The 23172-nt window shown below is 49.4% G+C and carries 23 protein-coding genes; 13 read left to right on the top strand and 10 right to left on the bottom strand.

Annotation, left to right across the window (positions count from 1 at the left end):
* Window positions 1–71 precede the first annotated feature (71 nt).
* From ACO0LD_RS02760 to ACO0LD_RS02745, 4 genes are all read left to right on the top strand, one after another.
* Window positions 72–641: a GNAT family N-acetyltransferase gene (locus tag ACO0LD_RS02760; RefSeq protein ID WP_423003477.1), complete on the top strand. Its 570-nt coding sequence runs from the start codon at window positions 72–74 to the stop codon at window positions 639–641.
* Window positions 642–700: 59 nt separating this feature from the next.
* Window positions 701–1774: an acyltransferase family protein gene (locus tag ACO0LD_RS02755; RefSeq protein WP_423003475.1), complete on the top strand. Its 1074-nt coding sequence runs from the start codon at window positions 701–703 to the stop codon at window positions 1772–1774.
* 10 nt (window positions 1775–1784) lie between these two features.
* The gene (locus tag ACO0LD_RS02750; protein WP_423003473.1) at window positions 1785–1946 is read left to right on the top strand and encodes a hypothetical protein; all 162 of its coding nucleotides are present in this window, start codon (window positions 1785–1787) and stop codon (window positions 1944–1946) included.
* Window positions 1947–2092: 146 nt separating this feature from the next.
* Window positions 2093–2737: a tetratricopeptide repeat protein gene (locus ACO0LD_RS02745; RefSeq protein WP_423003471.1), complete on the top strand. Its 645-nt coding sequence runs from the start codon at window positions 2093–2095 to the stop codon at window positions 2735–2737.
* A gap of 80 nt (window positions 2738–2817) precedes the next feature.
* Here ACO0LD_RS02745 and ACO0LD_RS02740 read toward each other — a convergent pair whose 3' ends face one another.
* The 5 genes from ACO0LD_RS02740 to ACO0LD_RS02720 form a co-directional block, all read right to left on the bottom strand.
* Window positions 2818–5109: a CocE/NonD family hydrolase gene (locus ACO0LD_RS02740; RefSeq protein WP_423003469.1), complete on the bottom strand. Its 2292-nt coding sequence runs from the start codon at window positions 5107–5109 to the stop codon at window positions 2818–2820.
* Between the two features lie 89 nt (window positions 5110–5198).
* Window positions 5199–5903, bottom strand: coding sequence for a hypothetical protein (locus ACO0LD_RS02735; RefSeq protein WP_423003467.1), 705 nt, complete (start codon window positions 5901–5903; stop codon window positions 5199–5201).
* A 1-nt stretch (window position 5904) separates the two neighbouring features.
* Window positions 5905–6402 carry an RNA polymerase sigma factor gene (locus ACO0LD_RS02730; RefSeq protein WP_423003465.1) on the bottom strand — a complete coding sequence of 166 codons (498 nt, stop codon included), beginning with the start codon at window positions 6400–6402 and terminating at the stop codon, window positions 5905–5907.
* 17 nt (window positions 6403–6419) lie between these two features.
* On the bottom strand, window positions 6420–7688 hold the full coding sequence (locus ACO0LD_RS02725; protein ID WP_423003463.1) for an acyltransferase family protein: 1269 nt from the start codon (window positions 7686–7688) through the stop codon (window positions 6420–6422).
* Between the two features lie 6 nt (window positions 7689–7694).
* A complete protein-coding gene (locus tag ACO0LD_RS02720) occupies window positions 7695–8468 on the bottom strand; it encodes a hypothetical protein (protein WP_423003461.1) in 774 nt (257 codons plus the stop codon).
* Window positions 8469–8615: 147 nt separating this feature from the next.
* On the opposite strand from ACO0LD_RS02720, the gene ACO0LD_RS02715 reads away from it, so the two are divergent.
* The 5 genes from ACO0LD_RS02715 (at window position 8616) to ACO0LD_RS02695 (ending at window position 10977) form a co-directional block, all read left to right on the top strand.
* Complete coding sequence (locus ACO0LD_RS02715) at window positions 8616–9077, top strand: DUF2946 domain-containing protein (RefSeq protein ID WP_423003459.1); 462 nt, start codon at window positions 8616–8618, stop codon at window positions 9075–9077.
* Between the two features lie 113 nt (window positions 9078–9190).
* The gene (locus ACO0LD_RS02710; RefSeq protein ID WP_423003457.1) at window positions 9191–9766 is read left to right on the top strand and encodes an SCO family protein; all 576 of its coding nucleotides are present in this window, start codon (window positions 9191–9193) and stop codon (window positions 9764–9766) included.
* 20 nt (window positions 9767–9786) lie between these two features.
* On the top strand, window positions 9787–10236 hold the full coding sequence (locus tag ACO0LD_RS02705) for a copper chaperone PCu(A)C (RefSeq protein WP_423003456.1): 450 nt from the start codon (window positions 9787–9789) through the stop codon (window positions 10234–10236).
* Window positions 10237–10246: 10 nt separating this feature from the next.
* On the top strand, window positions 10247–10450 hold the full coding sequence (locus ACO0LD_RS02700) for a hypothetical protein (RefSeq protein WP_423003454.1): 204 nt from the start codon (window positions 10247–10249) through the stop codon (window positions 10448–10450).
* Window positions 10447–10977, top strand: coding sequence for a YcnI family protein (locus ACO0LD_RS02695; protein ID WP_423003452.1), 531 nt, complete (start codon window positions 10447–10449; stop codon window positions 10975–10977). The genes ACO0LD_RS02700 and ACO0LD_RS02695 overlap by 4 nt, the downstream gene beginning before the upstream one ends.
* A 108-nt stretch (window positions 10978–11085) precedes the next feature.
* Here the strand turns inward: ACO0LD_RS02695 and ACO0LD_RS02690 are convergent, their stop codons facing one another.
* Window positions 11086–11505 carry an organic hydroperoxide resistance protein gene (locus tag ACO0LD_RS02690; RefSeq protein WP_110257224.1) on the bottom strand — a complete coding sequence of 140 codons (420 nt, stop codon included), beginning with the start codon at window positions 11503–11505 and terminating at the stop codon, window positions 11086–11088.
* A 219-nt stretch (window positions 11506–11724) separates the two neighbouring features.
* Window positions 11725–12177, bottom strand: a complete 453-nt coding sequence (locus ACO0LD_RS02685; RefSeq protein WP_423003450.1) for a MarR family winged helix-turn-helix transcriptional regulator — start codon at window positions 12175–12177, stop codon at window positions 11725–11727.
* Window positions 12178–12344: 167 nt separating this feature from the next.
* Between ACO0LD_RS02685 and pyrF the strand changes: the two genes are divergently transcribed.
* Window positions 12345–13163 (top strand): orotidine-5'-phosphate decarboxylase, encoded by an 819-nt coding sequence (gene pyrF, locus ACO0LD_RS02680; RefSeq protein ID WP_423003448.1) that lies wholly within the window; start codon window positions 12345–12347, stop codon window positions 13161–13163.
* Window positions 13164–13169: 6 nt separating this feature from the next.
* On the opposite strand, the gene ACO0LD_RS02675 is transcribed toward pyrF, so the two are convergent.
* The 3 genes from ACO0LD_RS02675 to ACO0LD_RS02665 all read right to left on the bottom strand — a co-directional run bounded on the left by ACO0LD_RS02675 (window position 13170) and on the right by ACO0LD_RS02665 (window position 19319).
* Window positions 13170–13934 carry a substrate-binding periplasmic protein gene (locus ACO0LD_RS02675; protein ID WP_423003446.1) on the bottom strand — a complete coding sequence of 255 codons (765 nt, stop codon included), beginning with the start codon at window positions 13932–13934 and terminating at the stop codon, window positions 13170–13172.
* Between the two features lie 242 nt (window positions 13935–14176).
* Window positions 14177–15256 (bottom strand): porin, encoded by a 1080-nt coding sequence (locus ACO0LD_RS02670; RefSeq protein ID WP_423003444.1) that lies wholly within the window; start codon window positions 15254–15256, stop codon window positions 14177–14179.
* A gap of 421 nt (window positions 15257–15677) precedes the next feature.
* On the bottom strand, window positions 15678–19319 hold the full coding sequence (locus ACO0LD_RS02665; protein WP_423003442.1) for a hydantoinase B/oxoprolinase family protein: 3642 nt from the start codon (window positions 19317–19319) through the stop codon (window positions 15678–15680).
* 389 nt (window positions 19320–19708) lie between these two features.
* Here ACO0LD_RS02665 and ACO0LD_RS02660 point away from each other — a divergent pair, with 389 nt between their 5' ends.
* The 3 genes from ACO0LD_RS02660 (at window position 19709) to ACO0LD_RS02650 (ending at window position 23167) form a co-directional block, all read left to right on the top strand.
* Entirely contained in the window at window positions 19709–20752 is a 1044-nt protein-coding gene (locus ACO0LD_RS02660; RefSeq protein ID WP_423003440.1) for a TRAP transporter substrate-binding protein, read from the top strand.
* A 117-nt stretch (window positions 20753–20869) separates the two neighbouring features.
* The gene (locus ACO0LD_RS02655; RefSeq protein WP_423003438.1) at window positions 20870–22147 is read left to right on the top strand and encodes an ABC transporter substrate-binding protein; all 1278 of its coding nucleotides are present in this window, start codon (window positions 20870–20872) and stop codon (window positions 22145–22147) included.
* Between the two features lie 153 nt (window positions 22148–22300).
* The gene (locus ACO0LD_RS02650; protein ID WP_423003436.1) at window positions 22301–23167 is read left to right on the top strand and encodes a branched-chain amino acid ABC transporter permease; all 867 of its coding nucleotides are present in this window, start codon (window positions 22301–22303) and stop codon (window positions 23165–23167) included.
* Window positions 23168–23172 lie beyond the last annotated feature (5 nt).

The following is a 23172-nucleotide window of genomic DNA, read 5'->3' as shown; positions in this document are numbered from 1 at the left end:
TGCCTGCTCACTTAATCGCAGCGTACATTGATCAGGCTATACTTGTCATATCCGAATACTAATTATTTATAATGAAAAAAATTACTGCCTCTGGTATTTGCCTGCGTGCTTATGAAGCTGGTGATGCTGACGTGTTTGCAGCCGTAGTCCGTGAATCAGTAGAAACCGTAGGCCGCTGGATGGGGTGGTGCCAAGCAGAATTTAATAGCGACCACGCACGTGACTGGTTTGCCGCATGCGATAAGGCGCGGGAAGAAGGTACGGCTTATGAATTTGGTATCTTCAGTGAAGATGGCAAGGAATTACTGGGCGGTGCAGGTTTGAACATGATCAGCAAATTGCATAATTACTGCAATCTCGGTTACTGGATCAGGCAGTCTGAGCAAGGGAAGGGTATCGCCACCAAGGCGGCCACGCTGCTGGCTGATGCCGGTTTCAGGGAATTGGGTTTTAATCGCATAGAGATAGTCGCGGCTGAAGGCAATGTCAATAGTATTGCCGTCGCAAAAAAAGTGGGCGCGCAACTCGAATGCATGGCGCGTAATCGCCTGGTGGTTGGCGGTGTGCCGGTGACGGCAGCGGTGCATTCTATATCGCGACAAGACTGGCATGCGCAGCCAGAATATCTTGTGCAAAAATAGCGTGCCAGATTGTTGTCAGATTTCGGTCAGATTTAAACAAGGATACATTCACCCAGCTTATGTCAGAGCGCAACGCCAGCATCGATATAGCCAAAGGCATAGGTATTATCCTCGTCGTCTTTGGGCACAACTGGATCATCGCTCATGATCATGGCGAGCTATTCCGTATCATTTTTTCGTTTCACATGCCCCTGTTTTTCTTTTTGTCCGGGGCGGTTCTGCATCATGACACTGCCTTCAAGGATTTTCTGGCATTCAAAATTGATGCTTTATTGAAGCCTTTCTTTGTCGTGCTGGCAGCCTGGGGGGTGGCGCGAATTGTCTTATCAGGTATTGATGCACGTACTTATTTGCTGGGCATGTTGTATGGCACTGGCAACACCATAGAGTGGGTACCACTATGGTATCTACCACATTTATTCCTCGCCATATTGCTGGCCTGGATAATCCTGCGCCTGACGAATTACCTGCGTCCTGGATTATTGCTACCTATGTTTTGTGCAGGTATTTTGCTGGCCCTGGGGGTCATCACGGCACACTTTTGTGCAGGCTTGGATGTACAGCAATTTGACAGATTCAATCTTTTGCTCGGTAATCGACTACATAATTTCCCCGGTTTGCCGTGGAGCATGGACTTGATAGGCATCAGCACTGCTTTCATCTTGCTTGGCTATGCCATGCACGAGCATGTCATGCGCTTCAGCTTCCAGCCCTGGGTTTTTGCCATTGCATTGATATTATTCGCGACTTTGCATTTCTTTTTTGACGAAACCATAGACTTGAATATGCGCCTGTATGGCAACTGGTGGATATCAACTGCACAGGCTTTGCTGGGTATTTATCTGGTCTTGTCGGTATCAACTTGCCTGCAATACGCGGGTAGTTTGGGCACAGCCTTGGCTTATCTGGGCACCAGCAGTTTATTCATCATGATTTTTCATTCATGGATAGAATGGAAAATATTCGGCATGCTGGCACGCTGGAGTGCATCTGAATACCTGAATGCCAGCCTGGCCTTTGTTGCAGGATTGTTGTTGCCCTTGTTGCTATTGAGCCTGGTTAAAAAGAGCAAGCTCTTGCATGCTTTGCTCTTACCCAAGACCCATATTCCTAAAGTGCGGAGTAGCATTTAGTCAGATTTTGGTGTCCGTTTTCGCGATGCCCAATGATTTGCAATTGCCAGTACAAAACGCCGTCGACCCGGTGTTGGCGCTCGACGCCATCAACCAGCGTGCATATGGGCTGATGGATTTTATCGGCAGTTATCGCAAGCCTGAGCAATGTACCAGTTGCCCAGGTTCATAGAGTGAATTGCAAGACCTGCTGATACGTATCCCATCCCTGGCTGGCCCGCAATGGCGGGCACATGGCGATACATTGAGCGGGACCCTCAGATATGCGACGACTGCTGGCGGTGGCGTAAATTTATTATCAGCATATGAGTTTTTACAATGAATGAAATGACTGTTGAGTTTTTGGATGAGATTTTTGCCCAAGCTAAGGAATTATCAGAGAAAGATCATCATCATGCCCATGTCGTGGAGCTTCTCGAAGTTTATATTAAGGTACGGCCTGATCACGCCAGAGCCTGGGCTCTGTATGGAGAGGCTCTGAAGGACTTGGGGAGAAACAAAGAAGGTTTGCAAGCATTAACTGCAGCTTATGAACTCGCACCCGAAACCTATAAAGCCTATGTCGCTATGCAGATCGGAGTGCTGTTAAAAGATTTCCAGTCTCCCAAAGATGCGTCTCCATGGTTTGAGATTGGTTGCAAATATTCAGACGCTGACTCCGGTTGGCCCTGGATACTCAGAGGCTCGAATTTGATTTCCTTGGGCGAATTTGAAACTGCAATTGCATGCTTTGAAACGGCGCTACGAGGTGACCATGCAATAAAAGACGAAGCATATTTTAATTTGGGCCTGGCTTACCGCGCGTTGGGTACATATGAGCAGGCAATAAACTGCTTTAAAAGCGCCTTACAAATTACTCCCGATTATGAAGAAGCAATTAGTGCCCTGGCAGGCATAGTCAGTCTGGCTGATACGCTAAAGCTATCCTTGGAGCTCAGAAAATTTTATGGCGAGATTCATTGATGAAACCTCGTTTCTATAATTTCTTGGAGAGCATTTTTTGTTCGCCTTTGCGTACTCTCAAACAGAGCAAATAAGCGGGCTTATTTGCTGACTTGTCCGAACGGCACCCGGATATAACTGCCACTGAGTAATTGCAATGCTATCGGCTTGCCTGCGTCGGCGATGGTTTCATCACTGACATCTTTGCCCGTACCATAATTGATTTGCAGGTCAGTTTGTTTGGGTATGCCAATGACGATGACTATTTTGCTACCTGCTTGCGTCTGGCGGCTGGTGATACGCTGAGCGACAAAGTCAACAAGCTGGCGCTTGCCTGGTTGTAGTAAATGACGCTGAGTGCGGTCATTGGCATAGCTGGCCCTACCCAGGTAAGAAGCGAGTTCAAAATGATCACCATTGGGCATTTGCTCAAACAGTGTGACGTTCAGGTCTACATCCTTTTTATTGACGATGAATTCCAGGTGGCCTGCGAACAGGCCGCTGATTTCCGTCACTTGCGGCAAGCTACCTGAGACAAAGACCAGTGCATTGCGGGTATTCAAAGTCTTGCTGACGCGTGGCAGGCTTTCCTGTTGATGGACATCATCCCGTTTTGCCATGTCAACAGTCAGGGTAAGCGGACGCTGTCTGGCATCAGGTTTTTGCAATAATTGATGTGTAGCTCCTTGTTGTGCAGGTGTGCCCAGATAGTAGTCGACATGGTTGCTTTGCATGGCCGCCAGGTTGGGCGCATGCTTCCAGATATTCGCCCCCAACACCTGATAATTGACTTTGTCCTTGAGTATTGCTGGTTTGGGTGCGCCTTTGAATTGATAGTCAAACCATTGCAGTCGCAATGCGGCCAAATCCAGTTTTGCTACTTCTTCTATGGTGTAGCCTGATTCAGTCGCGGGCACACCACCCTGCATGGCGAAATGGTTATAGGGGCCTATCAGCAAGGTGTGGTCAGCAGTTGGCAAATATTGTGTGTGCTGCTGGAAGTAATACAGCGCACCAACTTGCGCACCATCGAAGTACCCAGTAGTACTCAGGATGGGAATATTAATTTTTGAGAATTCGTGTTGATAGGGGATCATGGCTTGCCAATAACTATCATAGGCAGGATGTTCCAGCCAGCGTTTGTGCAATGGATTGGCAATGCCATCTATCTTGTCGAGCTCGCGATAAGCCACGCCTTTTGTATACCAGTTCTTGTCCAGATTTTTCCAGCGCTGTTCATCGCCATACGCATCATTGTCCAGGGTTTTATTGTTGACGACATAGGGCACCCATGGATATAAAAAATTCATGAAAACATTGCCTTCTGCAGGTACATCTATACCCGGTGTCGTACTGGCAGAAACAGCCATGGCTTTCAAGGCCCTGGGTATTTTTTTTGCCGTAGACCATTGGGTGAAGGCACTGTAGCTACCGCCATACATGCCGACCCTGCCATCACTCCAGCCCTGTTTTTCTATCCATGCGATGACTGTACGCGCATCTTCACCATCATGTTCATACGGGACGATTTTGTCCGGGCTGCGGCCTTTGCCACGGGTAAAACTGACGATACCGGCATAACCATGCGCAGCCATTTTTTTTGCGTCAGCACGACTCCAGTTATCGTCTGCGTAAATGGTAAAGCTCATTAATGTCGTATATTTTTTCGCGTCAGCGTTTTGCTCTCTGGGGCGCATGAGCAAAGTCGCAATCTGTGCACCATCGGCTGTTGGTATCAGTAACTCTTCTGTGACATAGCGGCGCTGTTCATCTTCCTTCAGCAGGGGGAGGCTTAGAGGAATAACTTTCGAATAGGCCAGCCATGCCAGGTATTGGCGGGCCAGGTTCACTGCATCTTTCAGAGGTAATTCTGTTTTACCGGTATGTTCTTTCAATTGCCGCTGCAATTCTGCTTCCAGGCGTTCTACTGAAGTGCCTAGTGCAAAGCTGGCATCTTGTGCTGCTTCACCGTCCAGTTGAGAAAACACATCCTGAAAAACCAGCTTATATGCTTCTTCAAAACTCAGCTTGCGCTGGGTTTGTAATTCCAGTGTTTTTGCATACAGCTCATAAATAACGAACAGAGTGTCAGTATTACTTTGTCCGCGCTGCTTTGCCTGCGCTCGCCATTCCTGTATCGCCTGACGTGCAGCTTCCGGCTGTGCAGTGAGCAACTGCAAACGGAACAATTGGTTGGCGTCCCATTTTTTACCATCCATGCCACCGCGTTCGAGCAGGTTCTTTGCCAGCACAGCCATGGACTTTTGCATAGACGCGGCTTGCGTCAATCCTGATTCTGGCAAAGTGACATGGCCGTCATTCGCCTGTGCTAGAACAGGATTTTGCAAGCTCAGTGCAAAAACAAGGGCAGCAAGATTTATGCAAAAACGCATGAGTCACCTCAGGGCTAATGAAAGGGGAAGTTGCCATTTTAAAAATGGCATTAAAGATAACATGATTCATGAATGCCTACATCAAAAAATCAGCTATCTTGATGACGGTCACTGGCACTGGTTTCATCCGGCATTTCTTCAAACTGTGCAATCTTGCTCAGGAACTGGCGCGTCTGGATAATGTCCTTGCCTGCCAGCATGTCGGTAAATGCCTGGAAGCGGGCAGAGTGTTTTAAGCGGCCGGACAACAATTTGGAAATGCCTATCGCCAGCGGGATGAACAGCACACCACCAATCAGGCTTGGGCCTATGAAGTTCTCCGTCTTCAGATACAAGTTAACACCAAACAGACCTTTGAACAACACCAGAATGAAGGGAATGAACCAGACTATCTGGCCCAGCAAAAACGCCCATTTGAGCAAGTTCAGACGTCGTGCCTTGTGTTCGGCCAATTGCTTTTGTACTGTCACGATGGACTGTCCAAAATCCATATCTTGCAAGGCATGGCGCAGCTTATGATTGAGTATGGGCATGGCGATGGTCCACGCCAGCAGGGCATAGGCGGGCAGGGCAAATTGCCATATACCAATGTGATGCGCCAGGAACCAGATCAAGTAGATGAATACTGGTGTACCAGCGATGATTTCATATTTATCTACCCAGCTCCATTTGGCGATTTCACGGCGGTGCTGCTCCAGTAAAGACAGGCGTAACATCTGGGTATTCATTCTGACTGCCTGTTCCAGGCGCTGGTCCCGGGCTTCCCACTCGGCTTTCAAGAGATCGAAATTCATCTTAGCTACTTTCTGCAAACCGGGTTTGCAATTTCTGTTTAATGCGCGTCATGCGCGTGGCAACATTGGCGGCACTCAGGCCCATGATGCTGGCGATTTCATCGTTGCTGTAACCATCCATGAACAGCAGTATCAGCGCGCGATTGAGTTCATCGAGTTCACTGATGAGTTTGTCCAGCGTGCGCATATTGTCGCTCTGGGCACTGTAGAGCTGATCTGCCTCGGCAATATCCAGCCCGAATTCTTCCATTGGAAGCGTATCGCGCACTTGCCGCGTTTCACTGCGGTAGTGTGAGATAGCGACATTCATGGCGATGCGGTACATCCAGGTAGAAAACTGCACACGCTGATCAAAACTGCGGAACGATCGCCACAATTGCATCACCATGTCCTGCACCAGATCGCGCCTGTCTTCGGCATGACGGCAATAGCTATAGGCCACCTTGTATAACAGGCGTTTGTGTGAAGCGAGTTGCTGCAAGAAGAGTTCTTCGTCCATATACTCGTTCATATGCCTTATGTCCGCACGGACTGTCGGTGGCCAGCATGGCGCTGACCATTCAAGACCTTGCCTATAAAAGTAAGCCTGACCAGATAGTGATAACTGAGCAAAGCCACTGCCAGCGTTGCCAGTAAAACTGCTGCCAGTTTGATTGTCCAATGCCATTCACTGCGCGATACCAGCGCCTGGAAAACCATCACCAAAGGCAGGTGCACGAGGTAAATCCAGTAAGAAGCATCGGCCAGATAGCGTACTGTCAGACTCGCATGACTCATGAATTTTAATGCCAGACCGGTCAGGCCAAAACAAAAATTCCAGGCAGCGGCTGCATACAGGCAAGCATAGATCAATTTGTCGTCATCATGTACTGCTGGTACCAGTTGCGGTGCCAGACTCGTCAGGTATAGACAAACCCCCGCCAGCAATGTAGCCATCCCCAAGTGCCAGACCCAGCGCCTTTGCCACTGTAGCAGCGTAGCAGGCGATTGTTGCAACATCCAGCCAAATCCAAACGCCATGCCAAAACTGATCCAGGCAGCACGACCAGGATAGAGCGACTGGTCCGGCGTAGGTACACCAAACCAGCTCACCCAGTACGGCGTATAAAACAAGGCCAGTGCTACCGGCAGAGCCAGCAGTAAAGGGCCAACCCAGCCTGCCAGCGTTGGCATCAGCAAATCGGCAAACTTCTTCAGATGCGGCAATATGCCCAGGCGCCTGCAGCATGCCCAGAGACCTAGGTACACAGCGTACAGCAGCGTCAACATATACAAGAACCACAAGTGCGCCAGCGGGAAACTGTCCGCCCTGAAGTCAGGTGCGGGTGGCGATTTCCTGGGCAGGCTGCCACCATTGCGTACCCAGGCTGCCAGCACAATGGCGGCGACGATGGCAGTAAATATGATGGGCCAGCCGACCAGCAAGGGCAAGACTATGCGCTTGAACCTGTCCTTGATGAAACCAGCCAAGCCCTTCTTTTGCAAAACCAGGTGCGCAAAATAACCGGCAAGCAAAAAGAACAAGGGCATCCTGAATAAATGGATGACAAAAAACACTGGCCCTAACAATTCAGTTTTTTGATTGTCACTGACGACCCAAAAGAATTTGGCACCGGGTAAAAAAGACATGGTCGCATGCAATAACACCCCCAGCATCAGCGCCCCGGCACGCAAGGCATCCAGACCATGCAGGCGTTCTGTAGTGGCTACAGCAGTGACTTCAGCTTTCACAGTCGCTGTCGATGTGCCAGAGACAGGCGCATCAATAATGAGATCACTTTGCATGGCTGTTCAATTCGCAGTGGCGCGCTGAAAACGGCTGGCGGCAATCGCCGGATTATTTTCCACTGCATCCACCACCATGCTCATGCGCTGCGTAGAGCCCTTTGTGCCAATCTCAAATCGGTAAGCCATCATCAAGCCATCTCGCAGACGATAGTCGCTGGTGTACACCTCCAGCTCTGTCATGCGCCCCATGATCTGGCGCTTTTGCAGGCGCTTGATTTCCAGAAAACTATCCGCATCCAGATAGATAGTCGATTCACCCGTGGCCGGCATACTGACTTTCAGCACATGCACACGCCGTCCATCCTGGTTTTCGATACCGGCATATTGCAAAGGAAAACCTTGCTTTTGCGCCGCCACCAATATCCCGTCGAAATAACTTTCTTCCAGCATGGCTGGCAACTCTTCCGCAGACAGATCAACAGCACGTTTGCCACTAGGCAGGAAAGGATCAATCTTCCATGCATCCTTGCCGTCATAGCTGGAAATTTGTACTTGTCCTTGCACCTGCACCTCCCGGCGCAAGAGGTTAGGACGCCTTGCCTCTACCGTCGTCGGTATTTCAAATGGTGCCATCCCTATGATGCGCAACTTGACCCGGCGTGACTGCACCTTGCTGAAGTCCCCTAGCGCTGCGAGATGGCGCTGCATGACATTCTCTAGTGTCAAAGTCGCTGAAGCTGGTAAGCTGGTTTTAGCAGGCTGGCCAAATGCTACGCCAGACCAGCATGCATAAAATAAGACAAGTACAAAACTGCGTAATAGAATCAAACCGTACATGTTATCTCCCTGAATCGATGAGTACATGTTTAGCGTGTTTATGTAATGCATCGCTAAACTCTTACTCTTTTATTCGCAGGGGACAGGAGAAATTTACAGTTCGTATGAAATTATTTTCTGTAGCCACGAGAGCAATATTCCTGTCGCATGGTTAATCAGCTCTGCTTTGGTTATAATCTGCTCATGCGTATTTCTTCTTCACTCCGATACCTGACGATATGGCTTGCATGTTTTGCATTGCTGTTCAATGGTTTGCTGCCAGCGATGGCTGGAGGGATGGGTGTGACTACGACTGTTAGCAGCCAGCCTGGCGTCGTTGAGGTTTGTAGTGTTGATGGCGTCAAGCTGATTGATGCGGTGACGGGCAAGCTGATCAAGCTGGTTGCTGGCAAGTCGCCGCAAGACAAGCTGCATATGGCTGCGCATTGTGCTTATTGCTTGCCGCATGCGGGTCATGATTTTGTGTTGCCGGGCTCTTTTGCCTGCCTGCCGCAGGGCAATCTGGCTGAGGCTGTGCCCTTACTGTTTTATCAATCCTCGCATACTTTATTCATCTGGACGGCGGCGCAGCCACGTGGGCCGCCTGCTCCACCTGCTCAGCTTACTTGAATTCCATCCTGTTTTACCTGGGCTTGCTGATTGTGGGCGGGTAAGACGATATCAATCCATCATCGGATTATCTCGTTGTCTTGAGTGGCGATGAATGAAGAAAAGAAATCGAAATGAAACGTCGTTCTGTATTGACGCTGCTGGGCAGCATGTCATTGCTGGCTTGCAGCCGCACGCCTGTGACTTTCACCGGCCTTGATATTACCGGTGCCACCTATGCCAATGATTTTCAGCTGCGTGGGCACGATGGCAAGGAGTATAGCCTGGCCAGTTTCAAGGGCAAGTGCGTGCTGATCTTCTTTGGCTTTACCCAATGTCCTGATATTTGCCCCACAGCCTTGAGCCGTGCTGTACATATACGCAAATTATTGGCGGACAAGGCTGAGCAATTGCAGGTCATTTTCATTACCATAGACCCGGAAAGAGATACGCCGGAATTGCTGGCAGAATATATGAAAGCATTTGACCCCGGCTTTTTGGGCCTGTATGGCGACATGAAGCAAACGCAGGATATGGCAGCTGCTTTCAGGGTGTTTTACCAAAAGGTGCCCAGCGGCAGTTCTTATAGCATGGACCATAGTTCCATCAGCTATGCATTTGATACCAGGGGCAAGATACGCCTTGCCTTGAAGCATGAGCAAACTGCAGAGCAATGTGCGGCAGATTTGCGCGCGCTGATGACTACTTAATATGTAAAGGAATAAATAAAATGAACAAATTTAATAAAATATTGATGGCTCTGGCAACCAGCGTTCTCACCATGTCTGCCCAGGCACAAGTCACTGTCAGTGATGCCTGGGTACGCGCCACTGTTACACAGCAAAAAGCCACGGGTGCTTTCATGCAAATCAAATCCGTCAAGGACGCGCGCTTGCTGGAAGTACGTTCGCCAGTGGCAGGTGTTGCTGAAATCCATAAAATGGAAATGGCCGACAATATGATGAAGATGCGTGCTGTCGATGGCATGGACCTGCCTGCAGGCAAGGTGGTAGAACTTAAACCCGGTGCTTACCACATCATGCTGCTGGATTTGAAAGCGCAGGTCAAAGAAGGTGATGTAGTGCCAGTGACGCTGGTAGTGGAAGGCAAAGACAAAAAGCGCGAAACCATAGAGGTCAAAGCGATAGTCAAACCCTTGAACCAGGCAACGCAACATTGATGAGTGCGATATGAATAAAACCAAGATAACTGGATTTGGTAGTGTCATGAAGCTGTTGCAGTGCTTCAATATCGCAGCGATTTGTGCACTGGCGGTGTGGCATGCCTATGCATTTTATCTGCATCAGGCCATGTCACGTGAAGCCAGGCCTGCCGTGATTGAATTTCAATTCCTGCCCGCTCATCAACAAAATACTCCGAGGATAATCACATGAAAAAACTATTGTTCATCAGCCTCTTCGCCGCCAGCAATATGTTGGCGCATGCTGCTCATGCCCATGTCACGCTGGATCAAGCCAGTGCAAATGCGGGTGCATATCACAAGCTGACATTTAAAATCGGCCATGGTTGCGAGGGCAGTGCAACCAATGCAGTGAAGGTCAGCATCCCTGAAAACGTCAGTGGCGCCAAACCCATGCCTAAAGCTGGCTGGAGAATCGATACCAGCATACAGCCGCTCAGCGCGCCCTATAACTCGCATGGCAAAACTATCAGCCAGGATGTGCGTGAAGTCAGTTGGACTGGTGGCCCTTTGCCTGACGCTTATTACGACGAGTTTTCGATACAGGTGAAATTGCCAGAGAAAGCGGGCAAGGTCTACTTCAAGGTGACACAGTTATGTGAAACAGGTAGTCTGGATTGGGCAGAAATCCCGGCAGATGGCCAGACTGCCAAGGGCTTGAAAGCACCAGCACCTGTGTTGGAGGTATTGGAAAAAACAGAAGCAGCACATCACCACTAAGTGTTTTTGTATACTTGAAAAATCCCCAATCGTGAAATCACTATTGGGGATTTTTTTTCTTGTTCAATTGCCGGGGCCCGATTTGTCAGGCGAGTCCGGCATCTGAATTTACAGGATATTCAAAGTCACTTCGATATTGCCGCGTGTAGCGTTGGAATATGGGCAAACTTCATGTGCCTTGTGTACCAGCGCTTCTGCTTCGGCCCGATCCATACCTGGCAGGCTGACGTTCAAAGTCACTGCCAGACCAAAGCCGCCTTTGCCATTCGGGCCTATGCCAACCAGGCCATTGATGGACACGTCGGCTGGCAGGGCGATTTTGCCAGCAGCTGCAACAAATTTCATCGCGCCGATAAAGCAGGCGGAATAACCAGCAGCAAACAATTGCTCAGGATTAGTGCCTTCACCACCCGCGCCACCGAGTTCTTTTGGTGTCGTCAATTTGACGGAAAGTTGATTGTCGCTGGAAACGGCACGGCCATCACGACCGCCAGTTGCTGTTGCATTTGCTGTGTAAAGTACTTGCATGGTGAACTCCTGATTTAAATTTACTGGTTGATTTACTGCTTATTTACTAGGTTATTAAGTTCGACTGCTGAGTCGATGGATGAACTATAGCGAACAATTTAATTGTGTGCAATTTAAATTTCAATTGTCTTTTTCTATCATCGCGATAGCACAGGTGTCACCAGATTAGTACAAACATCAGAAAATGTTAAGGATTTGGTAAGTTATGATCTGAATAACTCAAGGATTTAATAATTCATTGCGCAAATCACTGAGCTGGCTGCGCAATTCCATCAGCGTCTCTTTGCTTTGTCCACTGGCACAGAGGATTTTTTGCGGTATATCAAGGGCGGCGTTGCGCAAATCCTTGCCTGCAGGTGTCAGGGTGATCCTGACCTGGCGCTCATCGGTTTCGTCGCGGTGCCTTTGCAGCATGCCATTGGCTTCCAGGCGTTTCAGCAAGGGTGTCAGGGTGCCTGAATCAAGGAACAGGGCATGGCCTATGTCTTTGACCAGCACATCATCCTGCTCCCACAAGACCAGCATGACCAGGTATTGCGGGTAGGTCAGGCCCAGGGCTTCAAGCATGGGCTTGTAAGCCTTGGTCAGCGCCAGTGAGGATGAATACAGGGCAAAGCAGAATTGGTTTTCCAGTGCCAGCATGTTGACGGGTGTTTCTGCGGGTGTTTTCATTTTGGCACTCTGGCAAATTCGTAAATGGATGATATGCAGGCATGATAAACAGTTTTTGCCAGCACCGTGCTGAACTTGCTGACATGCAGACGAACTCCACGAGTGCTGCAAGGTATAATGTCGACCACTGCGCGTGCACTGTCACGCCCCACTGTAAGAGGTAAATCGTGACTTTCATAGAAAAACTTTCCGCTGCCTGGACAGCCAATAATTCCCTGTTGTGCGTAGGCCTGGACCCTGATGTCAGCCGTTTCCCGGCAGAGATAGCTGGAAAACCAGATGCCATTTATACATTTTGCAAAACAGTGATTGATGCAACCGCAGACCTGGCCTGTTCCTTCAAGCCACAAATCGCCTATTTTGCTGCCCTGCGCGCAGAAGACCAGCTCGAAGAAATCTGCCGCTATATCAAGTCTGCTTATCCGCATATCCCGGTGATACTGGACGCCAAGCGTGGTGACATCGGCGCAACAGCAGAACAATATGCACGTGAGGCGTTTGAGCGGTATGACGCCGATGCAGTCACAGTTAATCCTTACATGGGTTTTGATTCCGTCGCACCTTACTTGGAATGGAAAGACCGTGGTGCCATCGTGCTGTGCCGCACTTCCAATGCGGGTGGCTCTGATCTGCAATTTCTTGATGTCGGTGGCAAACCGCTGTATCAGCATGTGGCGCAACTGGTGGCTGATAAGTGGAATACCAATGGCCAATGCGCTCTGGTGGTCGGTGCTACCTTTCCAAAAGAACTGGCGCAGGTGCGCGCAGTTATAGGCGATATGCCTTTGCTGGTGCCGGGCATAGGTGCCCAGGGTGGTGATATAGCGGCGACTGTGCAGGCAGGTAAAACAGCAGCAGGCACAGGCATGATGATTAATTCTTCACGCGCCATTTTATATGCACAGCCAGCTGCTGGTGAAAGTGCTGCTGATGCGATTCGCCGTGTGGCGCTGGAAACGCGTGACGCCATCAACGCATACCGCTAAAGATAGCTATCGGGGTGTTGCGACATCCCGGTATTTCTTCAGGACCAGATCGTAGTAGCCATTTTGCTTGAGCAATCTCAGGATCTGATCGAGTTCATCCCTGAGTGGTTCAAGATGGGCTTTCCTGGCAAAACCGAAAAAGGTTTCCTGTTCTTGTATGACAGGGTAGAGAACTTTAAAGTCGTTCAACAAGCCCATTTTTTTCATTTCATGAATCGCACCAAAATGGTTGCTGATCAGGATATCGAATCGGTTCGCCAGAGCCATGTTGATGGCGCTGGTCTGGTCGCTGGCCAGTTCCACATTCAATAGGCCGCTCTTGCTGAGTTCATCAAACTTGCTGCCATAACTGATACCCCTCACCGCACCAAACCTGTATTGCGACAGGTGACTGAGGTCGCCATCAAAGCTGATATTGCTGTCATTTTTTGCCCACAGGCTGATGGTTAGCAGTAAGACGGGTTCATTGGTGTAGGCGATGAATTTTTCCCGCTCTGGTGTTTTGAAAGCCGTAAAGATGCCATCGACTTCACCGCTTTTTACCATTTCCAGGCTGCGCCGCATGGGGTAGATATTGATGGTGGCCTGATGTCCCATCAGGCGGAAAGCTTCTTTAACGATATCGACTGCAATGCCTTTGACTTCACCTTGTTCTACATACTCGTAGGGTGGGTAACTCAGGCTCGCCAGTTTGAACGTGGCGGCAGTACTATCAGAAGTGAGCAGCAGGGCCAGCACGATTGCCAGCAGGGAGTGGAAAATGGTGTGCATCTTGTTGCCTCTTTCAGATGCCACACTCATCAAATGGACTGGCACAAAACCGCCCCAACTGCGTTGTAACTCCTGGCCGTACTTAAAGTACTGTCTTCGTCGTTACGCCTTGTTGGGACGATTTTTTGCCAACCCAAACATGCTTTGAAATTTCAGATGGCAATGAGTCTGTTCAGAAGAAGTAAACTCATTGCCTGCAGCAAAGTCAATTCATTGTGTCGCTTGATGATGTGCGATCTGCATTAAAAACTGTGACGTATGCCCACATGCAGGGCACTGTCACCGGAACCAGCTTCAATGGCGCTGCCTACTGTGTAGCCAGCACCATTCTTGTTGTCTATCTTTGCATATGCTGCGTACAAATCCGTTCGCTTGGATACTGAATAGATGTAGGCAACCGCCAGTTGGCTGGCGTCCTGGTTTTTCACGGTCTTGTCGTCTTTGCGGATATACGAAGCCAATATTTTGCTGCTACCAAACGGTACCGTCACACCCAACAGAAAATCGTTGGAATCTGTGGATGCCGTTGGGGCGATTAGGCTGCCGTAAGGATTGGCTGTATTGCGCAATGGTGAGCTGTTCAAACCTTTGTTGACGCCATAAGCGAGATGCGCTTTCACTACACCAAAATCATAGGTAGCAGCCAGCAAAGTGGTTTTGCCGTCGTCGGTATTTTTTAATGTGGCCGTGTCATTGTTACGGTTGTGGTAACCCAGGCGTATTGCAAACGGACCAGAAGTGTAGGCAATGGCAGCGCCAAGCTGACGACCGGCAGAAGTATCACCGGCAGTCTCACCAAAGCCATAAGCTAGCTCACCAGTCAAACCATCAAAAGAAGGTGTGACGTATTTCAGTGTGTTGTCCATACGGCTGGAACCGGCACCAGAGTTAGGCATGATATTGGCTGCATCGCCTGCAAAACCGGTAACGAAAGGATCGGCGAATGCCAGTGTTAAATATTCTGGTGTGTACTGACGGCCAGCAGTCAGCGTACCAAAGTCACCCTTGACGCCGACATAGGCCTGGCGTCCAAACATCAGGCCACCCTGGCCCAGTGAGCCTGTATCGACATTGATGCCGCTTTCCAGCAAAAAGAATGCAGACAGACCGCCACCCAGATCTTCAGTACCCTTGAAACCGAGACGTGAGCCTGAACCTATGCCACTGGTCAATTTGCTGACTGAGCCAGCGCTGCCGCCTCTTTCTAAGGCGATACCCGTATCGACGATGCCGTAAATGGTGACAGAAGATTGTGCCGAAGCAGAACCGGCAAAAGTGCCAATAGCGCCAAATACAGCTAAAGCAAGGAAAGTCTTTTTCATGTGGTTCTCTCAAAAAATAGTAAGGAAACGATAGCGCTGTTAAAAGAATCGCCTTTGCTGTGTAGCTTCACTGCATGCATCAATGCGCTGTGCATTCACGTTGTCTGGTGCGAGCGATAAGGGCGATTACCGACCGACTTTGTTTCGATCGCAGTCGGTAATTTATTATCGATGAAAAGTAAGATGTTTACATATAACTTAATTATAAATCGTTGATAAAAAATAGATGATGCGTTGTTAAAAAGTTGAAATTGCGTAAGGAGAAATATTTGTGGTGCGGGTTTTTGCCCGAAAATTTTCAGGCTTGTGTTTAAAAAAATAGCCAGTGACATGCCGCCACTGGCTATTTTTCTTAGCTCATGTGTTCGCCGGAAATGCAGGAATGAGAAAGCATACAAATCACATACAAATCACATAAAAATCATGCCTTGCCATACCCACCACCACCCGGCGTTTCAATGACGAAAATGTCGCCAGCTTGCATGTCGGTGCTGGCAACAAAACCAAGTTCTTCGGTCCTGCCATCATTCCTGATCACATAGTTTTTACCGCAGGCACCGGCGGCACCGCCAGCAGCACCAAAGGGCGCATACACGCGGTTATTCGAGAGTATCGAAGCCGTCATGTTTTCCAGGAAGCGTATCTTGCGCACGCCACCGTTGCCACCATGCCAGCGGCCTGCACCGCCTGAATCTGGCTTGATTTCATAGCTTTCCAGCCTGACTGGGTAACGCCACTCCAGTATCTCAGGATCAGTCAGGCGTGAGTTCGTCATGTGGGTTTGCACTACGTCGGTACCATTGAAACCTTCACCAGCACCAGAGCCACCAGAGATGGTTTCATAGTATTGGTAATCATCATTACCAAAGGTGAAATTATTCATGGTGCCAGGTGAGGATGCCACCACACCCAGCGCACCATAGAGTGCATTGGTGATGCAACTTGAGGTTTCCACATTGCCGGACACTACAGCCGCCGGGTAGCGCGGATTCAACATCGAGCCTTCAGGGATGATGACTTTCAACGGCTTGAGGCAACCAGCGTTGAGCGGGATATCATCATCTATCAAGGTCCTGAAGACATACAACACGGCAGCCATGCAAATCGCACTTGGTGCATTGAAGTTATTATTCAGTTGCGGTGATGTGCCAGTGAAATCGACTTCTGCAGAACGTGATGCATGGTCAACGCGGATGGCAACCTTGATGATTGCACCATTGTCGAGCTTGTATTCATAGCTGCTGTCTTGTAATGCCGTGATGACACGTCTTACCGCTTCTTCTGCATTGTCTTGCACATGACCCATATAGGCTTGCACGACATCCAGGCCATAGTGCTGCACCATCTTGAGCAATTCATCGACACCTTTCTGGTTAGCGGCAATCTGTGCCTGAAAGTCAGCCAGGTTTTGATGGACATTGCGGCAAGGGTATTTGCCGGAAGAGAGCAGGGCGATGGTTTCTTTTTCCAGCAACTTGCCCGCGCTGACCAGTTTGAAATTATTGATCAGCACGCCTTCTTCTTCCACCACTGTGCTGTCTGCAGGCATGGAGCCAGGTGTGATACCCCCTATGTCAGCGTGGTGGCCGCGTGAACCTACATAGAACAACACCTCGGTTCCTTCTGCATTAAAGGCAGGCGTGATCACCGTTACGTCAGGCAGGTGGGTGCCACCGTTGTAGGGGTCATTGAGCATATACACATCACCCGGTTGCATACTGCCTGCATTGGCGCGGATGATGGTCTTGATACTGTCGCCCATGGAACCCAGATGCACAGGAATATGCGGTGCATTTGCAATCAGATTACCTTCCGCATCAAACAGGGCGCAAGAGAAATCCAGGCGCTCCTTGATGTTGACTGAGAAGGCCGTGTTTTGCAGGCGCAGGCCCATTTGCTCGGCGATGCTCATGAACAGGTTGTTGAACACTTCCAGCATTACCGGGTCAGCCTTGGTGCCTATGGCCTGGCGTTTAGGGCGTGCTTCGAGGCGGGTGAATACCAGATGGTCCAGTGCTGTCACCTCTGCACCCCAGCCTGGTTCTATGATGTTGGTGGCATTTTTTTCTGCAATGATGGCCGGACCCTTGATCTTGTCACCGGGGCGCATATCGTCACGGTCGTACAAGCCCGTGTCATGCCATTGTCCACCTGAGAACAACTGGACAATTTCTACAGGCTGCAAAGTCTGATCATTTTCTCGTGGTGGCAAGTATTCGATGTTTTCATTGCCCTCACCAGAGCTACCTATGGCTTCCACAGAAATCGCTTCTATGACGAGCTGCTTGTTGGACATCAGGAAGGAGTAGCGTTTTTTGTAGGCGGATTCAAATTGATAAATCATGCTGGCAATATCCTGCATGGCCACCACGATGACAGAGTCTGTACCTTCATAGCGCAAGTGCACGCGTTGTTTGACGCTCAGATTTTCGGATACGACACCCTGGCTCAGCAAATCATTGCTGGCTGCATCCGACAAGCGCGCCAGTTCTTTTTCCAGCGCGGGTATTGAGGTAGGTGCCAGTGGTAATTCCATCGCCAGTTCGCGCATGGCAGTCTGGTCTGCCAAGCCCATGCCGTAAGCAGACAAGACACCTGAGAATGGATGGGCAAACACCTTGGTCATGCCCAAGGCGTCTGCCACCAGGCAGGCATGCTGGCCGCCTGCACCACCAAAGGTGGTCAGGGTATAGTCAGTTACATCATGACCACGCTGTACCGAGATAAATTTGATCGCATTGGCCATATTGCCAACCGCAATTTCAATAAAGCCCTCAGCTACTTCTTCAGGGGACTTGCGTATGCCTGTGGCTTTTTCTATCTCTGCTGCCATGGCTGTAAATTTTTCTACAACGGCATCACGGTCGAGTGACATGTCTGCTTTGGGGCCAAACACTTTAGGGAAATAAGTTGGCTGGATTTTACCCAGCATCACATTGCAATCAGTCACAGCCAATTGACCACCGCGCCTGTAACTGGTAGGGCCAGGATTGGCACCTGCACTGTCCGGGCCTACGCGATAACGGGTACCGTCAAAATGCAGGATGGAACCGCCGCCAGCAGCAACGGTATGTATGCTCATCATCGGCGCGCGCATCCTGACACCGGCGACCTGAGTTTCAAACTCACGCTCGAACTCACCAGCATAATGGGACACGTCAGTCGAGGTGCCGCCCATGTCAAAGCCGATGATCTTGTCAAAGCCCGCAGTCTGGGCTGTACGTACCATGCCGACTATGCCGCCTGCCGGGCCTGACAAGATGGAATCCTTGCCCTGGAAGCGGTGCGCATCTGTCAAGCCGCCATTACTCTGCATGAAAAACAGACGCACGCCATCCATCTTGCTGGCAACCTGGTCAACATAGCGGCGCAGGATAGGGGACAGATAGGCATCCACCACTGTCGTGTCACCACGCGAGATCAGCTTCATCATGGGGCTGACCTGGTTGGAAATCGAGACTTGCGTAAAGCCAGCTTCAGCAGCCAGCTTGCCTATGATGTCTTCATGCCGTGTATGTCGGTAGCCATGCATGAGCACGATGGCCAATGCGCGGTAGCCATCTTTATATAGAGTAGCCAATTCATTTTTGACCGCAGCTTCATCCAGGGCTTGCAAGACATTGCCATGCGCATCGATGCGCTCATCGACTTCCACGACTTTTTCATACAGGAGTTCTGGCAAGACGATATGGCGGTCAAACAGGCGAGGGCGGTTTTGATAAGCGATGCGCAGGGCATCGCGAAAACCTTTGGTGATGATGAGCGCAGTCGGGTCGCCCTTGCGTTCCAGCAAGGCATTGGTGGCAACGGTGGTCCCCATTTTTACTGCAGACACCAGTTCAGGCGAGATATTCTGGTCTGCTGTCAAACCCAGCAGGCCTTGTATACCCGCAACGGCAGCATCTTTATATTGCTCAGGATTTTCTGACAGCAGTTTATGGGTCAGTAATTTGCCATCCGGGCGGCGCGCCACGATATCGGTAAACGTACCACCTCTATCTATCCAGAATTGCCAGCGTTGATCTTCAACGAAGTCATTGTGTGCCTGTTTCTGTTCGTTCATTTTGCAACCACCTTTCATAAAGAGATGTTGCCGTTTCTTCGGCAAAGTCTTATCTCGGTCTGGAGCCATTCCTGCCCGGGCCTGCAAACTTTGTGTCAAAAATCAGACAAAGTATTTGTTTGCATTTTATGCCCGGAAATATAAGAAGCAATGGATACCCAATATTAAAAAAGCAAAAAAGTTCACTGTTCTTGTGCATCGCCGCCACAGCGTGGTGCAGTTCTTTTCATCTTGGTTTTCATCTTAATAACGACAAGGAAAAAAACTTTATAAACATCTTGTAGATTTTTCCTTTGATGATATTGTAGTAGTTATTGAGATTAAATGTAAGATATTTTATTGACGTTTTATCGATAAAACGTTTACGATATAAAACATAGAGGAGACAAATGATGTTGGATTCAATTCGCAATAAGCTGAGTTTTTCCTGCATATCTGCTCCTTCTCGCAAGAGATTTGCTGGTATTTATATGTTGGTGGCAGCAGTCATGGCTGCCAATGTGCAGGCAGGGACAGTGGATATACGTATCGCCACCGCCTATGCTGCAGATAACTTCCAGACCATGAATTTGCAGCAGTTCGCCAAGGAAGTGGCAGGTGCCAGCAACGGCCAGGTGAAGATGTCGGTGTTTGCTGCGGGCAGCTTATTAAAACCGGCAGAAATATTTCCTGGTGTTATTAGTGAAAAAGCCGAGGCTGGAGAAGTCATCATGTCCAGCCTGGCAAAAGAGATACCGGTGTTTGGTCTTGATTCTTTGCCATTCACCGTCAGGGGTTATGAAGATGCTCATAATCTGTGGATGGCTTCCAAAGCGGAAGTGGAAAAAGCACTGGCCAAGCGTGGTTTGAAGTTACTGTATTCAGTACCGTGGCCACCACAGAATCTGTATTCGAAAAAACCCTTGAGTTCGCTGGCAGATTTCAAGGGTATGCGCATGCGCAGTTACAACCCGGCCAGCGAACGTATCGCCGAATTGGCAATGGCGACCGCAGTACCCGTACAAGTAATAGACCTGGAAAAGGCGATAGCCAGCGATAAACTGGACTTGATGATTACCTCAAGCTGGACAGGGGTAGAAACCAAGGCCTGGAGCAAGATGGCGTATTACTACCAGGCGAATGCATGGATACCAAAGAATATCGTCTTCATCAGCCAGAAAGTGTTTGCCAAGCTGGCTGCCGAGACGCAAAAGAAAATGATGGAAGCAGCCCAGGCCGCAGAAAAACGTGGCTGGAATATGAGCCGCGATAGTGATGCCGGTTTTGAAAACCAGTTGCGCAATAACAAGATCAAGGTTGACCGGGTAGATGCGTTATTAAGAAATAACCTCGACAGGCTGGGTGAACAGTTTGTCAGGGAGTGGTTGAAAACCGCAAGCAGTGAAGAAGTATCGATTTTATTGAAATACACGACCGAAAGGTCGATGAAGTAAATCTTTGGCTGGCAAATACAGCATGTCCAGACGAAGGCAGATGTAGCAGCATAGGAAATGGCTCTCTTCAAAGTAAGAGCAGAGGGCTTACATTTAATTAAATTGGAGCGTTTAATAATGTTTACAAATACCATCAAAAAAATTGCCCGTGCCGGTCTTCTGGCCAGTTTGGGTCTCAGTTTTTGCTACTCTGCCTATGCGCAGCAAGAAATCAAGATAGGCGTTATCTATCCATTGTCCGGTGCGGCTGCATCCTCTGGCAGTGAAATGAAAAACGCGCTGGAACTGGCTGCTGACATCGTCAATAACGGTGCAAAAAGTGTCCCCAATCTGCCATTCTCTGCTGGCGGTGGCTTACCTAACCTGAAGGGCGCAAAAATCAAGCTGGTGTTTGCTGACCATCAGGGCAATCCACAAATCGGCGCGACAGAAACCGAGCGACTGATTACCCAGGAAAAAGTGGTCGCCGTGGTCGGTGCCTACTTCAGTAATGTGACTGCAACCTCCAGTCAGGTGGCCGAGAAATACAAGATTCCTTATGTGAATCCTGAGTCATCTTCTTCTACCCTGACGCAGCGCGGCTTCAAATGGTTCTTCCGCACGACGGCGCATGATGATCTATTCGTTCATAATTTCTTTGAATTCTTCAAAGAGCTGGAAGCCAAAAAAGGCATCAAGGTCAAGCAACTGGCCACCTTCAATGAAAACACTCTGTGGGGTAATGAAACCACCAAGCTGGAAACCAAGCTGGCGGCAGAAAAAGGCTACAACCTGGTCAAGACCATCGTCTATCCAGCAAAAAGCACACAACTGACTTCTGAAGTGCAGCAATTGAAATCAGCCAGCCCGCAAGTCGTCATGCAGTCTTCTTATCTGGGCGACGCCATCATGTCCATGAAAACGTATAAGGAGCTTGGTTTTTCACCTGACATGATCTTGGCCAACAATGCCGGTTTTACGGATACAGAATTCCGCCGCACTCTGGGCAAGGATGCTGACTACGTCATCACCCGAGAAGTGTGGTCGCCTGATCTGGCAAAAAATAATCCACTGATCAAGCAAGTCAATGATTTGTATAACAGCAAATACAAGGCTGACTTTACCGGCAATTCTTCGCGCACTTTTACTGGTCTGATGACACTGGTCGATGCCATCAACCGCGCCGGTTCTACCGAGCCAGAAGCCATCCGCAAAGCACTGACTGAAACCAATATCCCTGCCAATAAACTGATCATGCCCTGGAAGGGTGTGAAGTTTGATGAACATGGTCAGAACGTTTTGGGTTCCGGCATCCTGGTACAGATCATCGATGGTAAATACAACACGGTATGGCCTTTTGACCTGGCGACTAAAGATGTGGTCTGGCCTATGCCTAAGTGGGATCAACGCAAGTAAGCCGCAAATCAGAAGTTTAGCAGGACATGAAGAAAACTTGCCCGGTCATTACCGGGCAAGTAAACCAAAAAGTAAAAAAATGCCGGGCGCTATCTGACGATACATGACGTCGGTTTTACATAGCTATACATAAGAGGAAGTGCGAGGAGAAATATGTCCCTTGAAATTATTATTCAAACCCTGGCGTCAGGGATCTTGATCGGTTTGATCTATGCGCTGGTGGCGATAGGTTTGACGCTGATCTTTGGTGTCATGGATGTCGTCAACTTTTCCCATGGTGAGTTTCTGATGTTCGGCATGTATTCCAGTTTCTGGATGTACTCGCTGTTTGCATTGGACCCCATATTTACCCTGCCTTTAACGGCACTGTTTTTGTTTGCGCTTGGCGTGATCCTGTACAAGCTGATTATCAAGAAAATCACCAATGCGCCGATGTTGTCGCAGATTTTTACCACCTTCGGTTTGATGATGCTGTTCCGCGGTCTGGCGCAGTTCTTCTGGAAACCAGACTTCAGGACTGTTGATCATTCCATCGTATCCGGTGCCGTTCAGGTATTTGGTATACAGGTGGGCATGCCGCAGGTGACTGCAGGTGTTGGTGCGATCCTGGTGACCATGGGGATTTACCTGTTCCTCACCAAGACCCGTGCCGGTGCAGCACTGGAAGCGACCGCTGCTGATAAAGAGGCGGCACAACTAATGGGCATTGATTCACAAAAAATGTTTGCCATGGCCTGGGGCATAGGTGCAGCTTGCGCGGGTGTCGCGGGTGCCTTGTTGTCGACATTCTTTCCCATCTTCCCGGAAGTGGGCGCGAACTTCATCCTGATTGCTTTTGTGGTGGTAAACCTCGGTGGTTTTGGTAGCGTGATTGGTGCCTTGTTTGCCGGGATTATTGTCGGTGTCATCGAAGTCATGGGTGGCTTTCTGATAGGGCCGCAATATAAATTGGCTCTGGTGCTCGGCTTGTTCCTGGCGGTGTTGATGTTCCGTCCGCAAGGATTGATGGGTAAGCAATAGCGTAG

The organism is Undibacterium sp. Ji83W (assembly GCF_049340385.1).
Classification (GTDB): domain Bacteria; phylum Pseudomonadota; class Gammaproteobacteria; order Burkholderiales; family Burkholderiaceae_D; genus Undibacterium.
This window is presented reverse-complemented; position numbering and strand designations above follow the sequence as displayed.